General features: G+C 42.4%; 26 protein-coding genes and 4 pseudogenes. 17 read left to right on the forward strand and 13 right to left on the reverse strand.

What is annotated here, in order from left to right:
- The first annotated feature begins 167 nt into the window (after nucleotides 1–167).
- From tnpA to MSWHS_RS04735, 6 genes are all read left to right on the forward strand, one after another.
- A complete protein-coding gene (gene tnpA / locus MSWHS_RS18945) occupies nucleotides 168–629 on the forward strand; it encodes an IS200/IS605 family transposase (RefSeq protein WP_082088120.1) in 462 nt (153 codons plus the stop codon).
- Nucleotides 630–763: 134 nt separating this feature from the next.
- Complete coding sequence (gene hacB, locus MSWHS_RS04715) at nucleotides 764–1,261, forward strand: homoaconitase small subunit (RefSeq protein WP_048126445.1); 498 nt, start codon at nucleotides 764–766, stop codon at nucleotides 1,259–1,261.
- Nucleotides 1,262–1,455: 194 nt separating this feature from the next.
- The gene (locus MSWHS_RS04720; protein ID WP_048158801.1) at nucleotides 1,456–2,325 is read left to right on the forward strand and encodes a hypothetical protein; all 870 of its coding nucleotides are present in this window, start codon (nucleotides 1,456–1,458) and stop codon (nucleotides 2,323–2,325) included.
- Nucleotides 2,326–2,580: 255 nt separating this feature from the next.
- Nucleotides 2,581–3,141, forward strand: a complete 561-nt coding sequence (locus MSWHS_RS04725; protein WP_048158802.1) for a manganese efflux pump MntP family protein — start codon at nucleotides 2,581–2,583, stop codon at nucleotides 3,139–3,141.
- A gap of 110 nt (nucleotides 3,142–3,251) precedes the next feature.
- Complete coding sequence (locus tag MSWHS_RS04730) at nucleotides 3,252–4,247, forward strand: isocitrate/isopropylmalate dehydrogenase family protein (protein WP_048126451.1); 996 nt, start codon at nucleotides 3,252–3,254, stop codon at nucleotides 4,245–4,247.
- An 87-nt stretch (nucleotides 4,248–4,334) separates the two neighbouring features.
- Nucleotides 4,335–4,988: a cyclase family protein gene (locus MSWHS_RS04735; protein WP_231585583.1), complete on the forward strand. Its 654-nt coding sequence runs from the start codon at nucleotides 4,335–4,337 to the stop codon at nucleotides 4,986–4,988.
- A 103-nt stretch (nucleotides 4,989–5,091) separates the two neighbouring features.
- Here the strand turns inward: MSWHS_RS04735 and MSWHS_RS20850 are convergent, their stop codons facing one another.
- The 5 genes and pseudogenes from MSWHS_RS20850 to MSWHS_RS04750 all read right to left on the reverse strand — a co-directional run bounded on the left by MSWHS_RS20850 (nucleotide 5,092) and on the right by MSWHS_RS04750 (nucleotide 8,062).
- Entirely contained in the window at nucleotides 5,092–5,199 is a 108-nt protein-coding gene (locus MSWHS_RS20850) for a C2H2-type zinc finger protein (protein WP_197074025.1), read from the reverse strand.
- A 6-nt stretch (nucleotides 5,200–5,205) separates the two neighbouring features.
- Complete coding sequence (locus tag MSWHS_RS04740; RefSeq protein ID WP_048126453.1) at nucleotides 5,206–5,460, reverse strand: hypothetical protein; 255 nt, start codon at nucleotides 5,458–5,460, stop codon at nucleotides 5,206–5,208.
- A 41-nt stretch (nucleotides 5,461–5,501) separates the two neighbouring features.
- A pseudogene (locus MSWHS_RS20005) lies at nucleotides 5,502–5,615 on the reverse strand (IS5/IS1182 family transposase); the annotation flags it as partial.
- Nucleotides 5,616–5,763: 148 nt separating this feature from the next.
- Nucleotides 5,764–6,618 (reverse strand): metallophosphoesterase, encoded by an 855-nt coding sequence (locus tag MSWHS_RS04745; protein ID WP_048126455.1) that lies wholly within the window; start codon nucleotides 6,616–6,618, stop codon nucleotides 5,764–5,766.
- Between the two features lie 1,204 nt (nucleotides 6,619–7,822).
- Nucleotides 7,823–8,062, reverse strand: a complete 240-nt coding sequence (locus tag MSWHS_RS04750; RefSeq protein WP_048126458.1) for a transcriptional regulator — start codon at nucleotides 8,060–8,062, stop codon at nucleotides 7,823–7,825.
- Between the two features lie 439 nt (nucleotides 8,063–8,501).
- Here MSWHS_RS04750 and yciH point away from each other — a divergent pair, with 439 nt between their 5' ends.
- From yciH to MSWHS_RS04770, 3 genes are all read left to right on the forward strand, one after another.
- Nucleotides 8,502–8,810, forward strand: coding sequence for a stress response translation initiation inhibitor YciH (gene yciH, locus MSWHS_RS04760; protein ID WP_011032808.1), 309 nt, complete (start codon nucleotides 8,502–8,504; stop codon nucleotides 8,808–8,810).
- Between the two features lie 253 nt (nucleotides 8,811–9,063).
- Nucleotides 9,064–9,429: a transcriptional regulator gene (locus tag MSWHS_RS04765; RefSeq protein ID WP_048126462.1), complete on the forward strand. Its 366-nt coding sequence runs from the start codon at nucleotides 9,064–9,066 to the stop codon at nucleotides 9,427–9,429.
- Complete coding sequence (locus MSWHS_RS04770) at nucleotides 9,426–10,652, forward strand: Nre family DNA repair protein (protein WP_048126464.1); 1,227 nt, start codon at nucleotides 9,426–9,428, stop codon at nucleotides 10,650–10,652. The genes MSWHS_RS04765 and MSWHS_RS04770 overlap by 4 nt, the downstream gene beginning before the upstream one ends.
- Nucleotides 10,653–10,831: 179 nt before the next feature.
- Here MSWHS_RS04770 and purC read toward each other — a convergent pair whose 3' ends face one another.
- A complete protein-coding gene (gene purC, locus MSWHS_RS04775; protein WP_048126466.1) occupies nucleotides 10,832–11,545 on the reverse strand; it encodes a phosphoribosylaminoimidazolesuccinocarboxamide synthase in 714 nt (237 codons plus the stop codon).
- 483 nt (nucleotides 11,546–12,028) lie between these two features.
- Between purC and MSWHS_RS04780 the strand changes: the two genes are divergently transcribed.
- The 3 genes from MSWHS_RS04780 to MSWHS_RS04790 all read left to right on the forward strand — a co-directional run bounded on the left by MSWHS_RS04780 (nucleotide 12,029) and on the right by MSWHS_RS04790 (nucleotide 15,649).
- Entirely contained in the window at nucleotides 12,029–13,315 is a 1,287-nt protein-coding gene (locus MSWHS_RS04780) for an ATP-binding protein (protein ID WP_048158803.1), read from the forward strand.
- A complete protein-coding gene (locus MSWHS_RS04785) occupies nucleotides 13,312–14,052 on the forward strand; it encodes an MBL fold metallo-hydrolase (RefSeq protein ID WP_048158804.1) in 741 nt (246 codons plus the stop codon). Before MSWHS_RS04780 ends, MSWHS_RS04785 begins: the two co-directional genes overlap by 4 nt.
- Nucleotides 14,053–14,245: 193 nt before the next feature.
- Entirely contained in the window at nucleotides 14,246–15,649 is a 1,404-nt protein-coding gene (locus MSWHS_RS04790; protein WP_048159557.1) for a deoxyribodipyrimidine photo-lyase, read from the forward strand.
- A gap of 33 nt (nucleotides 15,650–15,682) precedes the next feature.
- On the opposite strand, the pseudogene MSWHS_RS20010 reads toward MSWHS_RS04790, so the two are convergent.
- The 3 genes and pseudogenes from MSWHS_RS20010 to MSWHS_RS04800 form a co-directional block, all read right to left on the reverse strand.
- Nucleotides 15,683–15,946: pseudogene (locus tag MSWHS_RS20010) on the reverse strand (IS110 family transposase); the annotation flags it as partial.
- 263 nt (nucleotides 15,947–16,209) lie between these two features.
- Nucleotides 16,210–17,261, reverse strand: a pseudogene (arsB, locus tag MSWHS_RS22210) (ACR3 family arsenite efflux transporter).
- The gene (locus tag MSWHS_RS04800) at nucleotides 17,254–18,141 is read right to left on the reverse strand and encodes a universal stress protein (protein ID WP_048158805.1); all 888 of its coding nucleotides are present in this window, start codon (nucleotides 18,139–18,141) and stop codon (nucleotides 17,254–17,256) included. Before MSWHS_RS04800 ends, arsB begins: the two are co-directional and overlap by 8 nt.
- Before the next feature lie 436 nt (nucleotides 18,142–18,577).
- On the opposite strand from MSWHS_RS04800, the gene MSWHS_RS20015 reads away from it, so the two are divergent.
- The 3 genes from MSWHS_RS20015 to MSWHS_RS22215 all read left to right on the forward strand — a co-directional run bounded on the left by MSWHS_RS20015 (nucleotide 18,578) and on the right by MSWHS_RS22215 (nucleotide 19,665).
- Nucleotides 18,578–18,718: a hypothetical protein gene (locus MSWHS_RS20015; protein ID WP_156148070.1), complete on the forward strand. Its 141-nt coding sequence runs from the start codon at nucleotides 18,578–18,580 to the stop codon at nucleotides 18,716–18,718.
- A 146-nt stretch (nucleotides 18,719–18,864) separates the two neighbouring features.
- Nucleotides 18,865–19,086 carry a hypothetical protein gene (locus MSWHS_RS18350; protein WP_052722574.1) on the forward strand — a complete coding sequence of 74 codons (222 nt, stop codon included), beginning with the start codon at nucleotides 18,865–18,867 and terminating at the stop codon, nucleotides 19,084–19,086.
- A 438-nt stretch (nucleotides 19,087–19,524) separates the two neighbouring features.
- A complete protein-coding gene (locus tag MSWHS_RS22215; RefSeq protein ID WP_082088029.1) occupies nucleotides 19,525–19,665 on the forward strand; it encodes a DUF1566 domain-containing protein in 141 nt (46 codons plus the stop codon).
- A gap of 91 nt (nucleotides 19,666–19,756) precedes the next feature.
- Here MSWHS_RS22215 and MSWHS_RS04810 read toward each other — a convergent pair whose 3' ends face one another.
- From MSWHS_RS04810 to MSWHS_RS04825, 4 genes are all read right to left on the reverse strand, one after another.
- Nucleotides 19,757–20,077, reverse strand: a complete 321-nt coding sequence (locus MSWHS_RS04810) for a DUF6951 family protein (protein ID WP_048126480.1) — start codon at nucleotides 20,075–20,077, stop codon at nucleotides 19,757–19,759.
- 154 nt (nucleotides 20,078–20,231) lie between these two features.
- Nucleotides 20,232–20,615 (reverse strand): putative zinc-binding protein, encoded by a 384-nt coding sequence (locus MSWHS_RS04815; RefSeq protein WP_048159558.1) that lies wholly within the window; start codon nucleotides 20,613–20,615, stop codon nucleotides 20,232–20,234.
- Between the two features lie 85 nt (nucleotides 20,616–20,700).
- A complete protein-coding gene (locus MSWHS_RS04820; RefSeq protein WP_048126482.1) occupies nucleotides 20,701–20,934 on the reverse strand; it encodes a thioredoxin family protein in 234 nt (77 codons plus the stop codon).
- 119 nt (nucleotides 20,935–21,053) lie between these two features.
- On the reverse strand, nucleotides 21,054–22,025 hold the full coding sequence (locus MSWHS_RS04825) for a permease (RefSeq protein WP_048126484.1): 972 nt from the start codon (nucleotides 22,023–22,025) through the stop codon (nucleotides 21,054–21,056).
- A gap of 240 nt (nucleotides 22,026–22,265) precedes the next feature.
- Here MSWHS_RS04825 and MSWHS_RS18955 point away from each other — a divergent pair, with 240 nt between their 5' ends.
- Entirely contained in the window at nucleotides 22,266–22,463 is a 198-nt protein-coding gene (locus MSWHS_RS18955; protein ID WP_082088030.1) for a transposase, read from the forward strand.
- Between the two features lie 147 nt (nucleotides 22,464–22,610).
- Nucleotides 22,611–23,437, forward strand: a pseudogene (locus tag MSWHS_RS18960) (IS1 family transposase); the annotation flags it as partial.
- Nucleotides 23,438–23,467: the final 30 nt, after the last annotated feature.

A 23,467-nucleotide genomic window follows, 5' to 3' on the forward strand; every position in this document is an offset into this window, starting at 1 on the left:
AGAGGGTCACGAATACCCTGACCTTCAGGTCGGGGATGAAGTGAACCCTCGCTGGCTGTTTTGTATTCGCTTAAACTGTATCAATCATCGTTTTTTTGTAAAATGAGGTTTTTTGACACCATAGCCACAGGTGGTTCCAGCTACCTATGGCTAGGATGTGATAAGCGTTGGAATTGCGCAGTTTTAGCCATGGCTATGGTCAGATTACCTACCACATCGTGTTGGTGCCTAAGTATCGATACAAGATATTCTACAATAAACGAGTTAAAAAGGATTGCGAGTCTATATTCCACAATATTTGCACAGAGAAAGGCTACAAAATCCATGCTCTGGAAGTTGTAGATAATCATGTTCACCTGTTCCTGGAATTCCACCCAAGCACCTCTCTATCAGAGGTGGTTCAATACTTGAAAGGAGGTAGTTCTTACAGATTGTTCAAGCTTCATCCTGAACTGAGAACACGATATTGGGGTGGAAGTCTATGGTCAAGTGGTAAATTCTATCGATCCGTTGGAAATGTAACCGCTGACACAATCAAGCACTACATTAAGGAGTCGCAGGGAAAACCGAAAACAGAGGTTCAATCATATAGATTAAAGTCTAGGCAACGGAAAATTGACGATTTCTAAGTACCAGAATAACCGGGCGGGCGGCCCATCAGCATACCCCATCCTTTAGGTTGGGGTGGCCGCACGCAATTTGATTTTACATATCCGCCACTTAGATATACTATTAAAAAAACCTACTTCAAAGGTGATGTGTGATGGAAAACCCTATCATAGGCCGAGTATGGAAATTCGGAAACGATATAGATACTGATGTAATTATCCCGGGAAAATATCTGCGGACAAAGGATATGCAGGTTTTTGCAGTTCATGCGATGGAGGGTATAGACCCTGAGTTCTCAAAAAAGGCAAAACCTGGAGATATTATTGTTGCAGGGGAAAATTTTGGGTGCGGTTCATCAAGGGAACAAGCTCCTCTTGCTATAAAGCACGCGGGAATAGCCTGCGTTGTAGCAAAGTCCTTTGCAAGAATCTTTTTCAGAAATGCGATTAATGTGGGGCTGCCCCTTATGGAAGCTGATGTTGAGTGCCAGGAAGGGGACGAGATCGAAGTTGACCTGCTCAAAGGGGAGGTCAGAGTTTCAGGAAAAGGTGTGTTCAGTGGAAACAAATTGCCTGACTTCCTGCTTGAAATGCTGACCGATGGTGGACTCGTTGCCCATAGAAAAAAAATACAGAGCCAGCAGAAGGAATAATAACTGGTTAAGATAGTAATGGATATTACTGGTTAAATTACTGGTTAAATTACTGGTTAAATTACTGGTTAAATTACTGGTTAATATGGTAACTAATATCTTAACTGACTTGATTGAGCAAGATTACTAACAAGAAACAGGATCTGGTCCAGTAAGCCAACCAGATCCAGAAAACATTCAAACAACCGATAACTATGATTTTTCCTGATGAGTACAAGTATGTGGGCGTAACAAAAGCCCTTCCAGAGGGTACGGAAGAAACCATTTATTTCCTTACCGAGTACCTGGTCGAAGAAAGAGAAAATCCCGAAAAAGGCAGCTTTGAGTATGCAGTTTACCATGTGACTAAAAGTGGGGAAGGGTTTCTCAGAAAGGTCGAGAGCCTCGAACTGATCGCCTCTGGAGATGAGGTGGTCAAATATGACAGGGAATTGAACATAAAAGACCGTACCCTTCTGATTGAGACTGCATTGGAGCTCTGCAAAGGGAAGGTGAACACTGTCATTTTTACAGGTGTGGACAGGCATGTCACAATAGTCCATGATCCTGAACCCTCGAACATCCTTGAAATAGAGATCCTTGATGTTGCGCCCCCTGAACCGGCTTGGCTTTTGCAGGTTGTAAGGAGGCTTGAAGCTAGCGGTATTTTCGGGGACCTGCAGATTCGATTTACTGAAAAGATAATTGACCTCAGGCAATTCGAAGGAGAAAATACCGTTTTTCCCTGCAGCTCATCAGGGCTTGAAGGAAAATGCCTGGACTCGGACGTGCTGACCGAAAACGGACACCTTCTTGTAGGGTGTGAGATCTCAAAGACCCTTTTTGAAATGCGTTTTCCGGAACTTGAGTATTCTTTCGTAAATATCTGTCCTTTTAAGTCCGAAATAGTAGTGCCCTCAAAATCCTTTATTACGCGCTGCTGCAGGTCCGAGAAATCAGGGCTTGTCACAATCAATGACTTTGAAGGGGCTGTTGTCCATTGGGGAGCTTCGGAATATCAGGTTTCGGAGGCTGTCAGGAGGCTTGTGAACCGGCTGAGGGAAAAAGAAGCCCGGGATTCCTAAGCTGGATATTCTGGAAGCTTAAAATCTATGTTTCAAAAAAGATTATGTATGTTACAGCGTCCTTCAAATGTATTTCGGTAACATTTAATTAAATTTTATTAATTTTTAAGTGGATTTCAGTAACCCTCAGATATATTGAAATGCCCTTCATCTGCATTGCAGAAACCTTCAACTGCATTACAGCAATCTTTAAGTGTTGCCTAATTTCTTATCCAGGTAAATCCTATCATAAAATGAAAGTGGAGTAACTGTTCGATGTCTTTTTTAACCTATTTCCTCTTAGCGCTCGGGCTTGCAATGGATGCTTTTGCAGTTTCCATGTCCAGTGGTACAACGATAAGGCCTTTCAGTCTCAATGATGCTCTGAAGCTGGCTATTTTTTTCGGGGGCTTTCAGGCTTTCATGCCGGTGCTGGGCTGGCTTGGGGGAAGTGTAGTAAGTGGGTTTGTTTCAGACTATGCTCCCTGGATTGCTTTTGGGCTTCTTACCTTTATCGGGGGCAAAATGATTTATGAGGTTCTTTACGGAGACCCGGAAGGGAAAGTAAATTCCCTTAACTATTCTGTGCTTTTCTTGCTTGCAGTTGCAACAAGCATAGATGCTCTTGCAGTTGGAATTAGTTTTGCGGTTCTTAAGATACCTATACTTGAACCCGTTATTATCATAGGCTGCGTAACTTTTTTCATGTCTTTTTTCGGGGCGATTCTGGGATACCGAATTGGCCATTTCTTTGAACATGAAGTTGAAGTCCTTGGTGGGCTGATCCTTATAGGACTTGGCGGAAAAATCCTTGCCGAACACCTGCTCTGGATCTGAAAAATCTGTTTTCAGGATCTTAAAACTCTTTTTCTGGATCTGAAATATCGACTTCAGAATCTTAAACAGTTACGCCAGATTCATATACTCCAAGCCATAGATGCAGTACCATGAGACTGGCAGTAATCGAAGGTGACGGGATCGGCAGAGAAGTGATCCCTGCAGCTGTGGAAGTACTGGATGCGTTCGGGCTTGAGCTTGAGAAAGTTTCCCTGGAACTGGGCTATACCAGATGGGAACGAACCGGAACTGCAATGTCAGAAGAAGACATTGAAACCATAAAAGGATGTGATGTGGTCCTTTTTGGGGCAATCACCACGGTTCCGGACCCTAATTACAAAAGTGTGCTTCTCACAATCAGAAAAGAACTTGACCTCTATGCCAATGTGAGGCCTGTAAAACCTATCCCTGGCATAATGGGCGTTACCGGGAGAAATGATTTCGATTTTATTATTGTCAGGGAAAATACCGAAGGGCTGTATTCGGGGATCGAGGAAATAGGTCCTGACTTTTCCTGGACTAAGAGAGTAGTTACCAGAAAAGGCTCTGAGAGGATTGCGGAATACGCCTGCAAGCTTGCAAAGCAGAGAAATAACAAACTTACCATTGTCCACAAATCCAACGTCCTGAAGTCTGACAAGCTCTTTCTTGATGTCTGCCGGCAGGTTGCCAGCTCATATGGGGTGGAATACAGTGATATGCTGGTTGACTCTATGGCTTACAGCCTTATAATGCGCCCCGAAAAATACGATGTTGTGGTCACAACGAACATCTTCGGGGATATTTTGAGTGATATGTGTGCGGCTCTTGTCGGAAGCCTGGGCCTCGTCCCGAGCGCCAACATAGGGGAAAAATACGCCTTCTTCGAGCCTGTGCATGGGAGTGCCCCGGACATCACAGGAAAAGGCATTTCAAATCCATTCGCTGCAATCCTCTGTGTTAAGATGCTGCTGGAATGGATGGGCAACCCCGGAGCTCCGCTCATTGATGAAGCAATAGCCGATGTGCTTCAGAAAAAGATCATAACCCCTGACCTGGGAGGAGTTTCCACAACTGCAGAAGTGGGGCATGCGGTTGCAGAATATGTCAAATATGCATTGAAATAAAGCTGAATAAAGCTATTTCCCTTTCCTTAAGCGGGTATTTTTATACCTTTACATCTATTTTTTTATTATGCAAAGTAACTTGAAGCTTTGCTTAAGATTAAAGGGGGTTTTATTCTGCCAGAGTTTTTTGATGTTTCACTGCCTATTACGGAAGAAATGGTTATATATCCCGGAAATCCGAAGCCTTCGATCCGGAGGTACGCTTCGGTCCCACAGGATAAGGTAAACGAGTCTATTCTAACCCTGGGAAGCCACACAGGCACTCATGTGGATTCAAGGCTACATCTACGAAACGGGAGGGAGGGTACTGCATCTCTGCCTCTTGAGAGTTTTTATGGGAAATGCAGGGTTTTTGACCTGGCTAACGTGGAAGAGGAAATCCACAGACAGGATCTTGAGGGCTTTAATATCGGGGAAGGGGACATAGTCCTCCTCAAGACCAGCAACTCAATGCTGGGGTATATGAAATTCAAAGAGGATTTCGTTCATCTTAAAATGGATGCAGCTGAATATCTTGTCACGGCTGGGGTTAAAACCCTCGGGTTTGACTACCTGAGCGTTAAAAAGTTTGGGGAAGATGATGAGGTGCATGAACTTCTGCTTGATAACATGACTCTATTTGAAGGCCTGAACCTTACCGGTGTGCCTGAAGGAGAATACACCTTTCTGGGCTTGCCCCTTAACATAGATACGGATGGGGCTCCGGCCAGGGTCATACTTGTAAGGGAATTACCCAGATAATGGAATAACCTTTGCTTCCAACCCTATTATCCCCAATTCCATCCTTATCCCTCTCTTTTTCGTTTATAGTTTCAAACTTAAATATTTATACTTTTCATGACCTCTAATGTTTTTCGAGCATGTGCTTTTCATACTCTTCCTTTGTTGCAAAGGTCATCTGGCACACAGCACATTCAAACTTCTTTTTTTCGACTGGCTCTTTTTCCTGCAAGCTTGTTCACCTCCCCATTGCCTCCCATTTCCCTTTTGCGATATACCACTTTGCAAGCCAGAGGGTGTATATTATCCAGGGGTTTCCTGTGACAAGATATGCCGTCCTGTGGTAGGTGTCGTTTTCATATTTTGCCATCCCGCTTTTTCCTGGGACCCAGAGTTTTTCTTCCAGGTGTTGCATTATCCTGACCACACGGGGGTCGTCAGCGGGCAGCAGTTCAAACTCAAAGATCCCGTATACGTTGCTGTCAGCCGTCATGTCTACGATTTTCTGGTCTGTGTCATGGCCTGCGCTCTTTTTTATCCCTTTTTGTCACTAATAAAGAACGCAGTAATTGCTCCTGTCAAAAATACAGCCAAAGAACAGTAATTTTTTATAGAAAGCATCGTATGTCGGTGTAAATTCTCCATATTAGGCAAAAATATAATTTATTTTTAAAAGAAATACTAAATTTAATGTTATTTGAGGGAATAAAATATTTATAGTACTTATTGTTCCATATGATTTTTTAGGTCTCTACTCTAATTAAAGAAGAAACCTCTGGCTGCCTGAACAATCATCTCATAATTGACTTTTAGAGTTACGTTTCCAACCCCTGGTTTTGCTTCTGGCTCTGGTATGCTGCAATTTGCGGATGTTCCTGAGCAGTCCTAGCCTTGTCCCATCAAGTAGATAAACTTCGGCATTTTCAAGTTCAATCCCCCCTGAAGAAAAAACCGGACCCAGAAGATCTTCCTGAGTTGACTCGTTAAAGGGCACGCCTCCGCAGAGCTCATTAAAAGCAGGCATAATAAATATCTCAGGGTCTGCCCAATCACTCTTGTTTTCAAAATCAAGATTTCCAAAGCGAGTTTTCAGGGTTTCCACGTTGAATCTGGTCCTGATCCAGACAGGTTCAACTATAGAATACCCGAAGGTATCGGTAAAACGAACTGTGGGGTGGTTATGGGCAGTAATTACGTGGGGGGTGGCAAGCAGTTCAGGGGCAGGCCAGGTATGCCCGTGAAAGTACCCTACTCCGTCAATGACTTCACCACGTACAGGATGAACCCTTATATCCTTCTGTCTGCTGAAAAGATATTCAATTCCCCCATCATGGTTTCCCGGGAATATCTCCACATGCGCATGTTCTGCAAGCGTTTCTAGAAAGTGCGGAATCTCATCCTTTTCCTGCCAGGAGATCTGAGGGACATTATGCTTTACATCCCCAAGGAGCACTATCCGGTCAGGAGAACACGTTTGTATATATCCCAGAACCCGGTCCAGTCGGGCTTTGATCCGACTCGGTAAATGAATTCCACTCCTGCAGAGATCCCATTCGATTCCGAGGTGGATGTCGGCAATTACCAGTGCAGTTTCCGTGTTCCTGGCGATGAGGGCAGGTTCTTCAAGAATTGGGGTGATTTCAAGGGGCATAATCGACGGATGATCGTTTTTAAGGATTTGAATAAATTAGAATTTGAAGAAATTAGGATTTGAATAAATTATTTTTTTCCTGAAAAGCAAGCTGTTCTTGAAAATGTAGCATAACTTTTCAGACCTGCAACAATATATAGTTTACAATATTTAAATGGTCGGACACTGGTGAATCTTCTTTCTTAACATAGTTGTAATGCGTAAAGTGACTGAACATCGTGCTGAGATCACAAAATTTCCTTACTGTAACTGTATAAACAAAACTGATTTTCCAAAATCAATTCTAAAATGTGGTGTTGGTGTCCAATATACTTAAAAGTTTTAAATGAGGGTCAAGAGTGCGAAATCAGAGGTCCTTTCATGCTGCGACAAGAAGTTATGTTATGGATTGCTTGAATGTTGCCCCTTCCATTTGGGGTAACCCTACCAGAATGTGCAATGAACGTCGAAATAAATTAAGTTTCCGGAACAGATATTCCATTTGAAAAAAAAGACTGCCGCTTGATACAGAAAAGGTTATTGAATGCTTGAGCCTTATGAATCGAGAAATTCACGTACGGTTCGTGCGATAAAAAGTCAAATTGAGGATTGTGAGAAATCACTACTTTGTCCATTCGAAGTATCCCTATCCCAACATGCATTGCTGGTAACGGTTTTGTTTGAAGCTTAGGAAACAACGTGTAGAAGCATTAAACCTGCATATGACAATCTGCTAGGGAAATGGGGCTATGGAGAATCGAAAGGTGAATTACCGTTTGAGGGTTCATAACGTGTAAGTGCGAAAACAGGTTGTTACGCATGACCAAAAGGTACGAGACGTGGCTTGAATGGTCAAACCGACATTCAAGTGAATGGACATTCATTGGTCATCGGTTAAGGAGTTTTCTTGCCCGAAAGCTATCGATTTTGTACCATAAATCGATCTCAAACTTTGCCCTCTTTTCCTAAAATCGATACTCTGCTCCAGCCTATATTATATTAAAATTTTAGATAACTGTTGTAGAAATAGGGCAATTTATTATGGTTTCTTTCTTAACCGAAGACACATGAATGGACATTTATGTCTCATCCTACTTAGAAGAGGGAGAGCGAGTAATCGCTCTTTCTTATTCAACAAATAGTAAAATTTCTGAGCAGATGGAAAAGCGGCATAAATGGCTCGAAACTAAAAAAATTAAATTTAATTTGGTAAATCAGTAAAATATTAGATTTGCTGGACCATTTTTTCTACCTTAATTCCGGTTTCGGTCAGGAAGTAAACATCTTCTTTTTTTGTGATCAGCTCTTTTTCTTCCAGTTCCTCGAGAGTCTTTGCTATGGTGGGATATACTACCCGAAGAGTTTTAGAGACACGTTTTCCTTCCATTTCCCCTTTTGAGGCGAGCAGAGAGAGCACTTTTTGCCTCACGTTATTTCCATTTACAAAGCCTATTAACTCGTTCATAGGGTACCTCCAAGATATGTTTAATTTCTCGAGATTTATATCGATATATTTATATAATAAAAGTGCATAAATCTATAATTACGTAGGTTACATAAAATGATGGAGTTCAAGATATATTTAGCTTTTTGCTGGCTGAAAAATGCTTTTTCCGGCAAAAACACAAATTTTAAGGGTTTTATTCTTCAAGGTACGAATTCGGTTTTTACTATCTCTCTATGAGACTATTCACTTTAAATACAAAGAATATAAAAATACAAAACTCTGGTTGGCTTTTTATATTATTGAGAATTTTAGTTTATGGCCGAAATTCAGTATAAAGTGCCTTAAAAACACCATTAGGCTTTAATATCATCATTGATAAGTACTTTATATCTAATCAGTTATTTTTGGATGTAAATTACATATACAATGATTACAAATTTGGAGGACATACCAACAAATGAGCAGCGGAATGTGCCCGGTATGCGGGCTTCCTAAAGAACTTTGCATATGCGAAGAGGTTGCAAAAGAGCAACAGCGAATCACTGTGAAAGTAAACAGAAGGAGATATGGTAAGGAAGTCACTGTTGTAGAAGGTTTTGATGCAAGTGAAATTGACCTTCATGAATTATCCACCTATCTTAAATCCAAATTTGCATGCGGCGGTACAGTAAAAGGAAACACGGTAGAACTTCAAGGCAACCACCTGACCCGCATGAAAGAAGTCCTCATGGAAAAGGGTTTCTCTGCTGAACAAATTAAGAATTAAAATTAAGAATTAAACTCTGAATCCATCCCCCACCGGAACAACCGAACCTGAGAGCCAGAAAGTAAGTTTAGAGATTCGGAGTTGTACGTATCTTTTTGTCAGTTTTTCGACAGCCTATGCTTTCTTCTCAGTTCATTGAAAGGAAAATGAGTTCCTGCTCGGAAAACTATACAAAAAGTGCGTTGTTATATATTTTTAAAATGAATTGTTATAATGTTAGTTATAATGTTATCTATTCAAGTGTTGGTCTCCAATGAAAACAACATGCGAAATTATGGTACAAAAAGTCTTGCCTGCAATCAGGGCTGAACTTTCACGGGCAATGATTTTCGAGCATGGATGTACGCAGCAGGATGTAGCAGATATCCTTGAGCTTTCAAGAGCTGCAGTATCCCAGTACGTGAGCGAAAAACGTGGGGCTGAAGTTGATTTCTCGGAGGAGACCCAGAAAGAAATTCGGAAATTTGCATCAGTACTCTTAAGTGGCGGATTATCATCTCAGGAAAAAGTAGACGGGATGTGCAGCATATGCAGTTTTGTTCAGAAATCCGGCTGGCTGTACAGAAATGCTCCTGAAGCTAAAACATGCATCATCTGTAAGGATATGAACGAAAGGTGAAAGACATACTGTGTATCAAGTGCAAGGGAAAAGGACTTTGTGGGCGCCCCCGCTGCCCAATTCTGGAGAAATTTAAATCCTTGCAATCGATTTCACCTGTTATCTCAGGAGATTCTATATTTGGGGCTTCTCCCCCGGCTCTTTTTGTAGGAAGCTACGGCTACCCCAGGGTTTCGGCAGGCCCCCTGATTCCTCCCTCATCAACGGAAAACGAAGTTTTGCTTCTTGAAGACCCTTCAGCCTGGGGAAACATGCAGATAGAAGATATCATCTCCATGCGCTCCCGTATGGTCAGGGCAAACACGAGCCTGCATATAAAAGATGCACGGAGTAAAGAAAATCCTCTTCTTGCAAAGGCTCAGGAGCTGGCTCTCTCCAGAAAACCAGTAGATACTGAAGCCTGGTTTTTTAAAGCCCCCAAACAGGAACTCAAGTTCGATGCCGTCCTCACACCTATGGGCCCTTCCGGGCTTGTGAAAAACTTTGAACTGACCGAAAACCCGGATGTTCCGAAAAAAGTGGATTACCTTGTCTATGATACCGATGCCCTTGCAAAAGACGCCGTGACTGAACTTTTAAAAAATAACGTTTCTACGGAACACATCACACGCCTTTTTTCTATAGGCCTGCTCGGGAAAGAGCGTAAAATAGTGCCTACCCGCTGGTCCATTACAGCCGTGGACGATATGGCAGGAAAGGAGCTTGCAGACCGTATACTGGATTTCCCGTGGGCTTCAGACATTAAGCTTTTCAGCGGAACACATTTTGGAAACCATTTTGAAGTCCTCATCCTCCCGCGGGCTTATTCCTTTGAACTTATTGAAATCTGGCTCCCAAAAACAGTCTGGTCTGGAGAATCAAGCTGGATAGGAGAGGACAGCGAAGGCGTGGACGGAAAAAAAGGATATTCCCCTCTTGCAGGAGGTTATTATGCAGCAAGACTTCCCGTACTCGAGTATCTGACAGAAATCAAAAGACAGGCTTCGGTCTTTGTGCTGAGGGAAATCACTCCTGATTACTGGGCTCCTCTCGGGGTCTGGGTGGTCAGGGAGGGCATGAGAAATGCTCTAACAAATCCTCCTGAAACCTTTGATTCCCTGGAAGCAGCGGTTTCGAGTCTTGCATGCAGGGTAAAAACCCAAAAATCAGAGTGGACACAGAAGGCAAAGATGCTCTCTGACTTCCGGTTCCAGACAACGCTTGATTCTTTTTTCAAGGTTTAATGGTTAAAAATGAAAATTTAAGCCGCTAAACCGAAGCTGGGTTACAGGCAGAAAGTAAGATCGAAGTAAAAATTAAGAATGAGGGAATAGTCAAGAAAGAAGGTCTCAAAGGCTTTTTTAAGTTTAGTCGAACCTTCAATCTTTTCCAGGCTTATTCGAATCCTCGATCTCTTCCAAACTCATTCAAATATCTCGGGTACAATGCGCCGGGCAACGTCTTCATAAGCTTTGGAAATGTCGCCTTTGTCAAACCTGAAGACATCTTTATCCATGGACTGCCCGGTTTTCTTGTCCCAGAAACGACAGGTGTCGCAGGAAATTTCATCAGCAAGGATAATCTCCCCGTCCCTTCTTCCAAACTCAAGTTTGAAGTCTGGAAGCAGGATTCCTTTTTCGTCGAGATAGGGCACAAGTAACTCGTTGATCCTGAGAGCAAGTTCCCGGAGTGTAGCAAGTTCTTCGCGTGTTGCAACACCAAGCGCAACAGCGATGTCATCATTCAGCATGGGATCTCCGTACTCGTCGCTTTTGAAATCAAAGACAAGAACCGGGAACTCGAAAATAGTACCTTCTTTCATAGGGTATTTCTTTGTAATGGAGCCCGCGGCAATGTTTCTGACAATTACCTCGATCTTTATGATTTCTACTTTCTTTACAAGCATATCGATGTCAGAAAGCATGCTGACAAAATGTGTTTTTATTCCGCTGGCTTCCAGCATCTCAAATATCTTTTTTGAGATCTGGGCATTGTAGTAACCCTTCCTTTCCATCTCGCCTTTCTTTTCTCCGTTGAACGCGGTTAGGCTGTTTCGGAATTCGGCGATAAAGGTGTCGGGATTATCTGTCGCATAGATAGTCTTTGCTTTCCCTGAATAGAGCTGTTCTCTTTTCATGCAGTGGTCCTCTCTAGGGATAATTCTGGATTTCCTTAGATAGAGAGATTTTCCGGAACTATTATTCCGAACAACAGTGATTTTAATATAGGAGTTATTTAATAATGCTTGGGGTATTCCAGAAACGGATAGTATTCTCCGAAACTGTATGTTTCTGGAAATGAGTTGCTTACTTCCAGAATCCGTAATGATACTCCAGGAAACCTGAGACGTTTGCAGATTATAGGGATTTTTTTCCTGAAACATACTCCGGATTTCATGAAGAGATGGAGTAGATGATAAAGTCTTTCTGCTAGATAAAGTTATCACTCGTACTGGCTTTTTATCCTTCTGCAGAGGGTTATCCCATGCTTCGCAAATTATATCATTGAAGAAAATCAATTAATAGGTTTAGCAACTTATGCAAAGAATTAATAACTTATCGCACTTGAGCGCCCACCACTGAATAATGAATTCATCTCAATACGCAACGGGTAAAAAAACATGTCAGGCATTATACTAGACATCGTAGAGCTACTGCTGACCGCAGAGATCTATAACCGCTATCCAGAACTGGATGTGAATGACCTCCCCAAAAATATTCGGAAAAGTTACTGGAACAGCACAGAAAAAACGGTTCCCAAACCCATAATAGCTTCATATGTCAGGATTGAAAAACTATATGGGATCAAAGATATCGAAAAAAGTGTAAAAAATGTACCTTTCATAACCATTGACAGGGCTCACTTTGAACTCCGCTTGAGCGCATTTGAACTTGCCGCAGAATGGCTTGAAAAACAGGAAGGTTCTCAGGAGAGGATCGAAAATAATCCTGTCCTCGCGTATTATTTCGGAGAAATCAGGAAGGATGAAGCTACAGACTATGCAGCTGCAAAAGCAAAGATTAGGCCAAAGGAAGTCGACAGGGAATGGATAGAATCTCTTATAGCTGAAATCAAGAAAGAAGACAAGAGCGAAGAAATGCTCAAGCTCGTTGTCATTATCGCTCCTGAAGACGTCAAACAGAAAGTCAGGGACCTTGTGCTCACCGAGGAACAGGAAGACGAAATTGAAAAAATTATGAAAGCCATCAAGCATAGGGAATACCTGCGGGATATCGGGCTGCATGATATAGGAAAACTCCTGTTTGTCGGGCCTCCTGGTACCGGAAAAACCTCTGTTGCCCGTGCACTTTCAGAACAGCTCTCAATTCCCTTTGTCGAGGTCAAGCTCTCAATGATCACAGACCAGTACCTTGGCGAGACTGCAAAAAATATAGACCGCGTTTTCCTGCTTGCAAAAAAACTGAATCCCTGCATTCTTTTCATAGATGAGCTGGACTTTGTTGCAAAAGCCAGGACTTCCGACGAAAACGCTGCAATCAAGAGGGCAGTCAATACTCTCCTGAAAGCTATAGATGAAATCAGTCTGGTAGAGCATGGAGTCCTTTTGATTGCTGCAACAAACCACCCTCGAATGCTTGACAGTGCGGCATGGAGGCGTTTTGATGAAATTGTCCATTTCCCTCTGCCTGACCTGGAGATGCGAAAAAATATCCTGGACATTGTGACTCGGCACATAGAGGGTGACTTTGATACACAAGAGATTGCGGTATTAACAGAAAGTTATTCGGGTTCTGACTTGCGTATGGTTATCAGGGAAGCTGTCCTGAGTGCTCTTCTGGAAGAACGCAAGGTACTCACCCAGGAGGATCTGCTAGAAGCAGTAAAGTCCTTTGATGAAAGGGCAGATCTCAAATCCGATGACTACAAAGGGAAGAATCCTTCATGAAGATAACGCTGCTCGGGACCGGCGACGCTGTTGGTACTCCAAAAATTGGCTGTAAATGCCCTGCATGCGTCGACGCCCATGAAGGTGGAAGAAGCCAACGCCTTCGTTTCTCTATCCTTGTGGAGTCTGATCAGGGTAAATTTCTTATTGATACCAGCCCTGACCTCAGGCAGCAGTTCCTCAGGCAAAGGCTTTCGGGCATAGACGGGGTGATCTGGACACATGGGCATTACGACCACTACGCAGGCTTCGGGGAGTTTTACAGGGTTCAAAATAAAGTTGATGTCTATGGAGTTCGAGAAACACTGGATTACATAGACCAATACGTTTCTTTCCTGAAACCCAGGTACCACTACGTAAAATTCTATGAACCTTTCGAATTGATCGGGCTTGAGTTCACTCTTTTTAAAGTTTCCCACCCACCGGTAGAAACCCCTGCAGGCGTTGTTATCCGTGAGGGGAGTACCAGAGTCGTGGTCACAAGTGATACGAACCCTGAGATTCCTGAAAAAAGCCTGGAGTTTATGAGGAACCCGGATCTTCTTATTGCAGATGCTATCGTTCCTCCGCACATCCATATTAAAAAGCATATGAATTCGGAAGAGGCTATGGAACTTGCTCAAAAGCTCAACGCTAAAGAAGTGGTTCTGACCCACCTCAGCCACCTTTTCCGCCCACATCACATAGAATCAATGTTTTTACCTCTGGGATATGACGGGCAGGTCTTTGAGTTTTAAGCTCTCTTGAATCTGAATTTTGACCTTTTTGAACTGAATTTTAGTTCTTTTAAGAAAGTTTTAACCTTTTGAGCTGGTTTACCACATTGAGGCACTGTTTATTTGATAAAAACAGAACCCCTTTCTGGGCACAATTTCCATTTTTCATTATTCCTATGTTAGTTCTATATATCCCGAAACTCCAAAATTGCTTATGAACCCAAAACGCATCCGGGCTTTCAAACATGGAAAACCAGGAGACGGGCCTGTTGTTTATTGGATGAGCCGCGATCAGAGAGTTAAAGACAACTGGGCTCTGCTCTTTGCGCGGGCAATAGCACAGGAGGCGAATGTCCCTGTAATTGTTATTTTCTGCCTGACTGAAGGGTTTTTGGGGGCAGGAAGAAGGCATTATGAATTCATGCTCAAAGGGCTGCAGGAACTTGAGGAAGCCCTTTCCCGGGAAAAGATTCCTTTTGTCTTTCTGCGAGGAAACCCGGAGCAAAAAATCCCGGAGTTTGTAACAGAGTATGAAGTGGGGGCTCTTGTTACAGATTTCGACCCGCTTCGAGTAAAGGCTGAATGGGTAGAAAAAATTATTCCTGAAATCGAAATCCCATTTTTTGAGGTTGATGCCCACAATGTCGTCCCATGCTGGGAAGCTTCTCCAAAACAGGAGTATGCTGCACATACTTTTCGGCCGAAGTTCTATGGGCACCTCTCCGAGTTTCTGGAGGAATTTCCGGAACTTGAACCGAACTTCGAATCTATTGAAATCCCATCAGGCTACAGTATAGGAGATATTTTATCCGGAACACAGGAAACCGGAATCAAATCCTTGCTTCCTGAGGAAATTTCCGATAAAAATAAGGATCCCCTTTTTGAGCCCGGGCATTTCAAACCCGGGGAAAAAGCTGCAAGAAAGGTGATGGAGAGTTTTCTTGCAGAGAGGCTTGATTCTTACAACACGCTAAGGAACGACCCGACAAAGAACGCGCTCTCAAGCCTTTCCCCTTACCTTCATTTCGGGCAGATCTCGGCGCAGAGGGTTGTGCTTGAGGTGGAAAAAGCAAAAAGTAACCCCGAATCAAAGAAAGCTTTCCTGGACGAGATCCTTGTATGGAAGGAGATTGCGGATAACTTCTGTTATTATAATCCCGGATATGACAGCTTTGAGAGCTTTCCGGATTGGGCAAAGAAGTCACTCAATGCCCACCGGGATGACCGGAGAACGTATATCTACACCCTTGAGGAATTCAACGCAGGAAAGACGCACGACCCACTCTGGAATGCAAGCCAGATGGAACTGCTCCGTACCGGGAAGATGCACAGCTATATGCGTATGTACTGGGCAAAAAAGATTCTGGAATGGAGCGAGTCTCCAGAAAAAGCCCTTGAAATCGCAATCTTCCTGAATGACAGATATGAACTGGATGGAAGAGACCCCAATGGCTATGCCGGAATTTCCTGGAGTATAGGAGGCGTTCATGACCGGGCTTGGAGGGAGAGAGAAGTGATCGGAAAAATCAGATATATGAGTTATGAGGGCTGCAAAAGGAAATTCGATGTAGATGCCTATATAGCCAGATATCCTGTTGAAAGGGCACCTGAAAAATAACTTGCTTCATTTTTTCGGAACAGCACCTTTTAATGCCTTCATATCTCGTGCATTTCCAACTATAACAGGCAAATGATCTATCAATGATTCATAAATCGGAATCCAAAAGTCACTTGTTGATTTACATGCAACAACATCACTTTTTTTTGATGTCACCCAATTTTTAAGGTTTCAAATCTCTTTATCATTTCTATCGAAACGTTGTTGCTGTTTTTCACCGGATCTATTGAGAATGGTAGCAATGATAAAGTGTTTGTGAATATCTAAACTGCAAGAGTTGTTTATTTCTCCTTCCAATTTACATTACTCCATTATTTCCATGGACAATAGGATTGCCTCAAAGGTAATTTGGCATCCGTGATCAAGGTCATATTTGGGCCTTCGATGGCAATTCACTGGTTAATTTTTCTACGGTTTCAGAGTATCAAAAAGAAGACAACCTTCCTGTCCTGAGGTAATGATGGAGTTCATAACCAAAAAAAGGTAATTGAAAAGGACTTTCATTCATTTGGGCATGTTATTCTAGGAATATCATGTGCGTTTTTCTGATAAGAAACTCTTCAGAACCTGTATTTTTTCCTGTTCCTGTTCATGATTTTCACAAGGGAGAGCATAACAGGCACTTCCACAAGCACTCCCACAACGGTTGCGAGCGCAGCCCCGGATTCCATTCCGAACAGAATTAAGGCTACTGCCACTGCCAGTTCGAAGAAATTACTGGCGCCGATGAATGTTGAAGGTGCAGCTTCCCTGTAGGGAATTTTCAGGTATTTTGCTCCTGCATACCCGATCCCGAAGATCAGGTAAGTCTGCAGCACAAGGGGAATTGCTATCAGGAGAATATGCAGGGGATAATTTATGATGTTGTTTCCCTGGAATATAAAAATCAGGACAAGTGTTATTAAAAGTCCGGCAGGAGTAATCCACTGTGTTTTTTGGATCAATTTGTTTTCAAACCAGGTAATACCTTTTTTCTTATCACTACCTGCCTTGTCAGCACAGCAAGGCCGAGAGGAATTGCCACATAAAACAGGACCGAGACGAAGATTGTCATGATGGGGACTGGAAAGTCAGTTGTGACCCCGAGGAGAAACTTTCCCAGAGGAGCGAAAAGGACCAGAATAATAAGGTCATTTACTGATACCTGGATCAAAGCATAGTTAATATTGGCTCTTGCAAGGTAAGTCCAGACCAGGACCATAGCTGTGCAGGGAGCAATCCCCAGCAGGATCATGCCTGCAATATACTGTGCCTGGAGGTCCGCAGGGATCAGGGATTCAAAGAGCACCCGCATAAAAAACCATGCAACAAAAGCCATTGTAAAGGGCTTGATCGCCCAGTTTACTAGAATAGTTAAAAGTAAGGGCTTTAAATTTGCCTCAACGTTCAGGATTTCTTCAAAATTAATCTTAAGCATAATGGGATACATCATGATCAGGAGCACGACAGCTACGGGGATTGAGACGTTTGCGATTTCAATCCCTCCAAGGGTGTCCGCAAAACCTGGAAACATGTAACCGATTGCAGTTCCGAGTATAATACAGAACGCAACCCAGACCGAGAGGTATTTGCTGAAGAAATCGAGTTCCCTTTCTCCCTCCTCTTCAGGCATACTCTTCTCCCTCGTCCCACCCTTCTTCTTCGAACTCTTTGCTTGAAGGGATGATCAGTACGGGCTTTGGGGTTTTCCGGAGTACATTTTCTGTCGTGCTTCCGAGCAGGAGGTCCATTAAAGTTCCTTTTCCGCGAGTAGTAAGCATGATCAGGGTGATATCTTCTATGCCGGTGAATTTAACGATCTCATCCGAGGGAATGCCTTCAACGACAATATACTGGCTTTTTATGCCCTCAAGCTGCTCCTTTATTTTCCTCAGTTTTTCTTTTGCCTCTTCTCTCTGTTCGTCCAGCAGGTCCATATTTTTTATATCATCTATTACATGCAGGAACAGAACTTCTTTTACGATCCCTTTTAATTCCTGAAGCTGTTCTATTGCCTTCATTGCCTCTTTTGAAAAGTCGAGGGGCACAAGAATCCTGGAGAAAGTCGCCCGGCATGCTTTCTCATAAGCTTCCTTTCCTTCCTTCATAGCTTCATACTTCTCAACCAGCAGGATTTTCTTTGAACTGCGGGCTATGTATTCCGTAGTCCTTCCGAGAAGTTTCCCCTTTATGAAGCCTTCAGTTGTGGCTCCCATTATTATCGCATCGACATCTTCCCGGTCTGCAGTCTCCGTAATTGTCCTTTTGACGTCTCCGATCACTACCAGGGTTTCGGTTTCAAGCCCGAGTTCCCTGACAAAATTTGCATATTCCTCAATTCTTGCCTTTGTATTTCGTTCAAACATAGGGGCAAGCCCCTGGCTTTTATGTATGTCCACTACATGCAGCAGGATAACTTTCCTCAAGCCGGCATTTTTAAGTTCCCCTATACAGCTGAGCAAATCTTCCGTTTCGATTGTAAAATCCGCAGGAACAAGTACTGTGCTTATCATCTGTTGTCCGCAGCCCCCTTTCGTTCCATTTCTTTGAAGGTCTTATCTTTCAGTACCCTGTGGCTTTTTGATGACCCCAGTTCATAATTATGTCTTTATCGCTAATAGCTTGATGCACTGAAGTAAAAAAAGAAGGAGTGTTCTAAAGGAATAGTTGTTCTAAAGGAATAGTTGTTCTAAAGGAATAGTTGTTCTAAAGGAATAGTTGTTTCAAAAAAGCGTTCTAAATTGAGTATTATTGCCTTTGATGTAATTGAAAATAGTGTCTACTGAAGGTATTTCTAAGTAAGGGTTTTTGTTTTTGAGATCATTACTTGTGGCGTCTGGAGAGTTTGTAGGGGATGTTGAGGTCTGCAACAATATATTCAGGGTTCCCTGGCAGTTATAATTTGCAGTTTCTCTGGTAAATTGGCAGGGCGATGGGATATATGAGCGGATGGCAGGACGTGCACGGCAGGAGCACAGAGGAGCGATCCAAAAGCAGGTGAAGTATCAGAATATCCTGAGGGTAACGGTCCTCAGGGGGATTCCATCAGGATCGATAACTATGTTTGTCTGGTACGTGGCGGTGATGTAAGTATTTACTGACTTAAGAAAAGACAATAGAGGACTAATATAAAGAACAATTTATTGAAAATTACCTTTGTTGCGATGATGGTAGTTTTCGTCTCACTTTCCGGCTGCACGGAGCAGACGGATATTCAGGAAACGGATACATAGGAAATGGAATCGCTATCTCAGGAAGGGACCACTACCGTTGTAAAGTATACCCTTGTTGACACCGGACAGACTGCCTGTTATGACGACGAAGGAAACGAAATGGAGTGCCCTGAATCCGGTGAAACATTTTACGGCCAGAATGCCCAGTTTACAGGCAATCTTTTCAGCTACACCGACAACGGCGACAGAACAGTAACGGATGAAGTTACAGGATTGATGTGGTAGCAGACCTCTGCCAGTGGCAGCATAAGCTGAGAAGAAGCATGAATATTGTGAATCTCTGGAAATAGGCGGATATGACGACTGGCGCATGCCCACTTTGAAATAACTGTATTCCATCAGTAACTTTTCTCAGGGATGGCCTTATCTGGATACAGCCGATTTTGATCTCCCTGAGTGAGCGCCAGCAAGAGTGAACAATATTGGGTAGATTACTACGTCTGCACGACAATAGGGGGAGGCACAAAGGCGGCATTTGGTATCAATCATAGCACTGGATATATCAAAGCTTATCCGGCGGAAGTGTCGGGTCCCATGGGAAACTATGTACGGACTGTTCGCGGAAACTTGTATGGTGCGAATGATTTCGTAGACAATGGCGATGGCACGGTCACCGATCGTGCAACGGGGCTGATGTGGCAATAGGCCGATAGTGTCAGTGGTATGGACTGGGAGAACGCACTGGCTTATGCAGAGAATCTGACGTTGGTTGGCTATGAAGATTGGCGTCTGCTCAATGTCAAGGAACTCCAGAGCATCGTCGAAAAACAGGATATTTCAAAATTCTCTCCACCCTTAAGTTGAAAGGATGCCTGAACTGGCGAAAGTGCTGGGATGAAAATTATCTAATTCATAGAGAATGACGAAGAACCATAAAAAATATGTTTTTATTGCTTTATACTTCGTCAAAATCGATACTAAGGCTTCCTGCTTTTTTTGCAAGGGATTTTGCTATAAAACCGCTTTCTAGCTTGCATAGGTTAAGCACCCCGCAGGGCACCAGGCAGTTTGAGCAGCATTTTGCCTCTTTTGCCTTGTCCATCACATAGTTGTCTTTGATGTCCATGGTTTCCATCATGGGAACTTCAAGATGCGAGATTTTCTTTATTTTTTCACATGGAGTTTCGATATCTACAATGATTTTTCCGCCTTTCATGCACCCGCGGAGTTTGTGGGTAAAATCGCATATTGTGGAATTGACAGTAATTTCAGTCATATGATCACCTCAATTCGTTTTTGAATTCAATTTCTTATTATGGGATAATCTGTTAATTAAATCTATTTAGTAATTTAGAAGTTTATATATCAAATATGAAAGATAAAAAAGTGGGCTGTATTTCAATAATCAAAAAGAAAAAATAGGAAAGAGATCATTCGGACTGAAGGATCTCCATAACTTTTGTCAGGACTTCTGCTACTTCTTCGTCCTTGAGATCTTTGTCCTTAGTTTTCTTTATCCCAAGTTCGGAAATCACGATCTTATGACCCACTTTAAAGCCGGCCAATTCCATAGTTTTGGTTGCACATTTTACGGGACAGCCGTTAATGGCTATGATCCGGTCGGAAGCTTCGGCAGACTTCATAAGCCTTGGAGCCCGAGCTCCGATGCCTACTGTACACATCATGTTTCCTAGTCCCTGCTGATCGAGCTCGACTGCGATTTTATTTGAAAGCTGGCCTACATTTGCGGCTCCCGCACAGGGAAAGATTGCCACGTTTGCCGAACCACATGCACATTTTGTTTCTTCTGCCATTTTTTTCACACTACCTTAAATCCGGTTTTAATTTTCAGTTTCAATTTGGGTTTCTATCAGTGTCTCAGATCGCTTTGTATGTCTGTTACTTTGCAATCCATTTTCGGATATCTTTTTCATCCGGGACTTTACCTGCAATTTTAACTTCACCATCAACTACGACAGCTGGGGTGACCATCACGCCGTAGTTCAGGATTGATTCAAAGTCTTCTACTTTAACAACCTCGGCCTTCTTACCGGTTTCAGCCAGGACTTTTTCAATGATTTCTTTCGTTTTCTTGCATTTAGGACATCCGGTTCCAAGAATTTCAATCTTCATTTTTTCACCTCAACTTATTGTATATATGAATTTTTTTTTAAATTCAGTTTTTTCGGGTTTTTAGAGTTTTACGCTGGATTTTTTTGGGTGTTTATGCTAGATTTTCAACGATAAGCAGTTCATAGCAATATGTTGAACAGGTATCCCGTGAAGACGATTGACAACGCCACAATTAAGACAAAGATCCCAATCAGTTCTTTTTTCAGCACCTTTTTAAGGATGATCATTTCTGGCAGGGACACAGCTGTAACCGACATCAGGAATGCCAGGGAAGTCCCTATCGGGAGCCCTTTTCCGATCAGGCTCTCAACTATGGGAATCATGCCCATTACATTTGAGTAGAGGGGGACACCCACAAGTACAGCAATTGGAACTGCAAGCAGGTTGTCCTTTCCTGCGTATTTTTGGAGGATGCCTTCGGGAGCATATCCGTGGAAGATGCCTCCTATGGTGACCCCTATGATCACGTAGATCCAGACTCTTCCCACTATGTCTTTAACGCTTTCAAGAGCAAGGTCTGTCCTTTCCTTTATGGTAAGGCTTACCTGTTCGTTAGTCTGTTTACCTACTTTTATATTATAAACGAAATCTTCTACGTACTTTTCCAGTTTCAGGACTCCGATTACATAGCCTCCAAACACACCGAGCACGATACCCGATATCACATAAATTACAGTTGCCTTCAAGCCAAGGGTTGCCCAGAGTACGGCTACAGCAGCTTCGTTTACCAGAGGGGAGGTGATTAGAAAGGAGAAGGTAACTCCAAGGGGCACTCCAGCTTCCACAAACCCGATAAAAAGGGGCACTGAGGAACATGAACAGAATGGAGAGATCGTTCCTATCAAGGAAGCTATCAGGTGGTAGCGGAGCCCTTTCTTGCCTCCGAGTACCTTTCTTGTTTTTTCCGGAGTGATATAGGTCCTGAGGTAGGAGATCGCGAAAATCATCACGGAAAGCAGGATGACTATTTTCAATACGTCGTATATGATGAAGTTGACACTGGCCGCAAGGTGAGTAGTGGGTGTAATCCCGAAAACCTCGTATGTCAGTTTGTCTGCAATCCATTGCAGAGGATAAAAGATATCAGCCATTTAGAGTTCCTTCTTTTCTATTTTGTTTTTGCTTTTTTGGATACTCAATTTCATTACGTTATATCAATATATGTTGATATGTTGTTTATTCGATATAAAGCTATCGCTTCTAATGAAGCTCTTTTCAGGAATACTTGAGTTAGAATCTGAATGCTCAATCCAGCAAAATCTCAAAATAGGCCGGGTTATATATTTTATTCCAGATATTTTCTTAGAGGTTATCTTAAGATTAAATAATCCTTGTACCTCTATTGTTCGTTAGAGTTAAAACGATCTCGAAGAATTCCTTATCCTGGTGATTTATCCGATCGAGAATGGCAACTAATTAAACCTCATTTTCTTAATTCAAGAATGAATCTAGGTAGGAAACGCGTTCATTCTTTTCGAGAAACACTGAATGCAATCTTCTATTTGTTACGTTCTAGTTGTGCCTGGTGAATGTTACTCCAGGAATTCCCACCATGGAAAACTGTTTGCCATTATTTTCGCCTCTGACGACTTAATGGAATTTGGGAACATGTTAATATTTTTAAGGAACGATTATTTTTAAGATTTTTTATCCAAAATAAGCACATTAACTAAAATAGCATAAACTTAACTTTAAAAATGTCTATGAAAGGAATGAGCATTCAAGCCATTGCCGACGTTTTTGAGGTACAACCTGCCAATGTAAAGCTATGGTTGGCCCGTGCAGCTGAACAATGCGATAAAGTAAATGACAATATGATGAAGAATGTGGATGTGTCAAAGGTAGAAATGGATGAACTATGGGTTACAATCCAAAAAAATAGTTTCAAGAATGAAAGATTATGAAGATAATGGTCCCTGGATGTGGGTAGCTTTTGCACCAGGTTGCAGGTTAATAATTTCTTTTGTTATAGGACCAAGAAAACAGTATGTTGCAGACAAGCTGGTCGAGTTAATCGATAGACATCTTTCAGATAAAATTCCTCTTTTTGTCACAGATGAGTTGAACTTTTATAAAGAAGAGCTTTTGAAACAATTTGGAGTTTTTTGAGAGTTTCCAGGAACTGGGAAAAGAGGAAGGTCAAAGAAACCAAAAACCGTTTCTTCTGAGGATTTGAGGTATGCTCAGGTAGTCAAAACAAGAGTAAATAGGGTGTTTGAGAAGGTAGAGAAGAAGATCATTTTGGAGAAGACATTGAACAAAGCGAAATCTCAACAACTTTACTGGAAAGACAAAACCTAACTTTCAGGCAGGATAACAACAGAGTGTCAAGAAAAACAATATGGTTTTCAAAGGTGAAAGAATGGTTAGAATACCAAATGAAGCTCTATTGCACGCATTTTAGCTTTTGTAGAGGGCATGGAGGATTAAGGTATGAAGATGAAAAGGGGTTGAATGCAAAAATACATCTGCAAGAGAAGCAGGAATTGCGGATTCAAAATAGACTTTAAAGGAGATGATGAAATTCAGGTGT

The sequence above is a fragment of the Methanosarcina sp. WWM596 genome, assembly GCF_000969965.1.
Classification (GTDB): domain Archaea; phylum Halobacteriota; class Methanosarcinia; order Methanosarcinales; family Methanosarcinaceae; genus Methanosarcina.

Coding starts and splice junctions, on each gene's coding strand:
- hacB (WP_048126445.1), top strand. CDS start 764: ATGGAAAACCCTATCATAGGCCGAGTATGGAAATTCGGAAACGATATA.
- MSWHS_RS04720 (WP_048158801.1), top strand. CDS start 1,456: ATGATTTTTCCTGATGAGTACAAGTATGTGGGCGTAACAAAAGCCCTT.
- MSWHS_RS04725 (WP_048158802.1), top strand. CDS start 2,581: ATGTCTTTTTTAACCTATTTCCTCTTAGCGCTCGGGCTTGCAATGGAT.
- MSWHS_RS04730 (WP_048126451.1), top strand. CDS start 3,252: ATGAGACTGGCAGTAATCGAAGGTGACGGGATCGGCAGAGAAGTGATC.
- MSWHS_RS04740 (WP_048126453.1), bottom strand. CDS start 5,460: ATGACGGCTGACAGCAACGTATACGGGATCTTTGAGTTTGAACTGCTG.
- MSWHS_RS04745 (WP_048126455.1), bottom strand. CDS start 6,618: ATGCCCCTTGAAATCACCCCAATTCTTGAAGAACCTGCCCTCATCGCC.
- MSWHS_RS04750 (WP_048126458.1), bottom strand. CDS start 8,062: ATGAACGAGTTAATAGGCTTTGTAAATGGAAATAACGTGAGGCAAAAA.
- yciH (WP_011032808.1), top strand. CDS start 8,502: ATGAGCAGCGGAATGTGCCCGGTATGCGGGCTTCCTAAAGAACTTTGC.
- MSWHS_RS04765 (WP_048126462.1), top strand. CDS start 9,064: ATGAAAACAACATGCGAAATTATGGTACAAAAAGTCTTGCCTGCAATC.
- purC (WP_048126466.1), bottom strand. CDS start 11,545: ATGAAAAGAGAACAGCTCTATTCAGGGAAAGCAAAGACTATCTATGCG.
- MSWHS_RS04780 (WP_048158803.1), top strand. CDS start 12,029: ATGTCAGGCATTATACTAGACATCGTAGAGCTACTGCTGACCGCAGAG.
- MSWHS_RS04785 (WP_048158804.1), top strand. CDS start 13,312: ATGAAGATAACGCTGCTCGGGACCGGCGACGCTGTTGGTACTCCAAAA.
- MSWHS_RS04790 (WP_048159557.1), top strand. CDS start 14,246: ATGAACCCAAAACGCATCCGGGCTTTCAAACATGGAAAACCAGGAGAC.
- MSWHS_RS04800 (WP_048158805.1), bottom strand. CDS start 18,141: ATGATAAGCACAGTACTTGTTCCTGCGGATTTTACAATCGAAACGGAA.
- MSWHS_RS20015 (WP_156148070.1), top strand. CDS start 18,578: ATGGCAGGACGTGCACGGCAGGAGCACAGAGGAGCGATCCAAAAGCAG.
- MSWHS_RS18350 (WP_052722574.1), top strand. CDS start 18,865: ATGGAATCGCTATCTCAGGAAGGGACCACTACCGTTGTAAAGTATACC.
- MSWHS_RS22215 (WP_082088029.1), top strand. CDS start 19,525: ATGGACTGGGAGAACGCACTGGCTTATGCAGAGAATCTGACGTTGGTT.
- MSWHS_RS04810 (WP_048126480.1), bottom strand. CDS start 20,077: ATGACTGAAATTACTGTCAATTCCACAATATGCGATTTTACCCACAAA.
- MSWHS_RS04815 (WP_048159558.1), bottom strand. CDS start 20,615: ATGGCAGAAGAAACAAAATGTGCATGTGGTTCGGCAAACGTGGCAATC.
- MSWHS_RS04820 (WP_048126482.1), bottom strand. CDS start 20,934: ATGAAGATTGAAATTCTTGGAACCGGATGTCCTAAATGCAAGAAAACG.
- MSWHS_RS04825 (WP_048126484.1), bottom strand. CDS start 22,025: ATGGCTGATATCTTTTATCCTCTGCAATGGATTGCAGACAAACTGACA.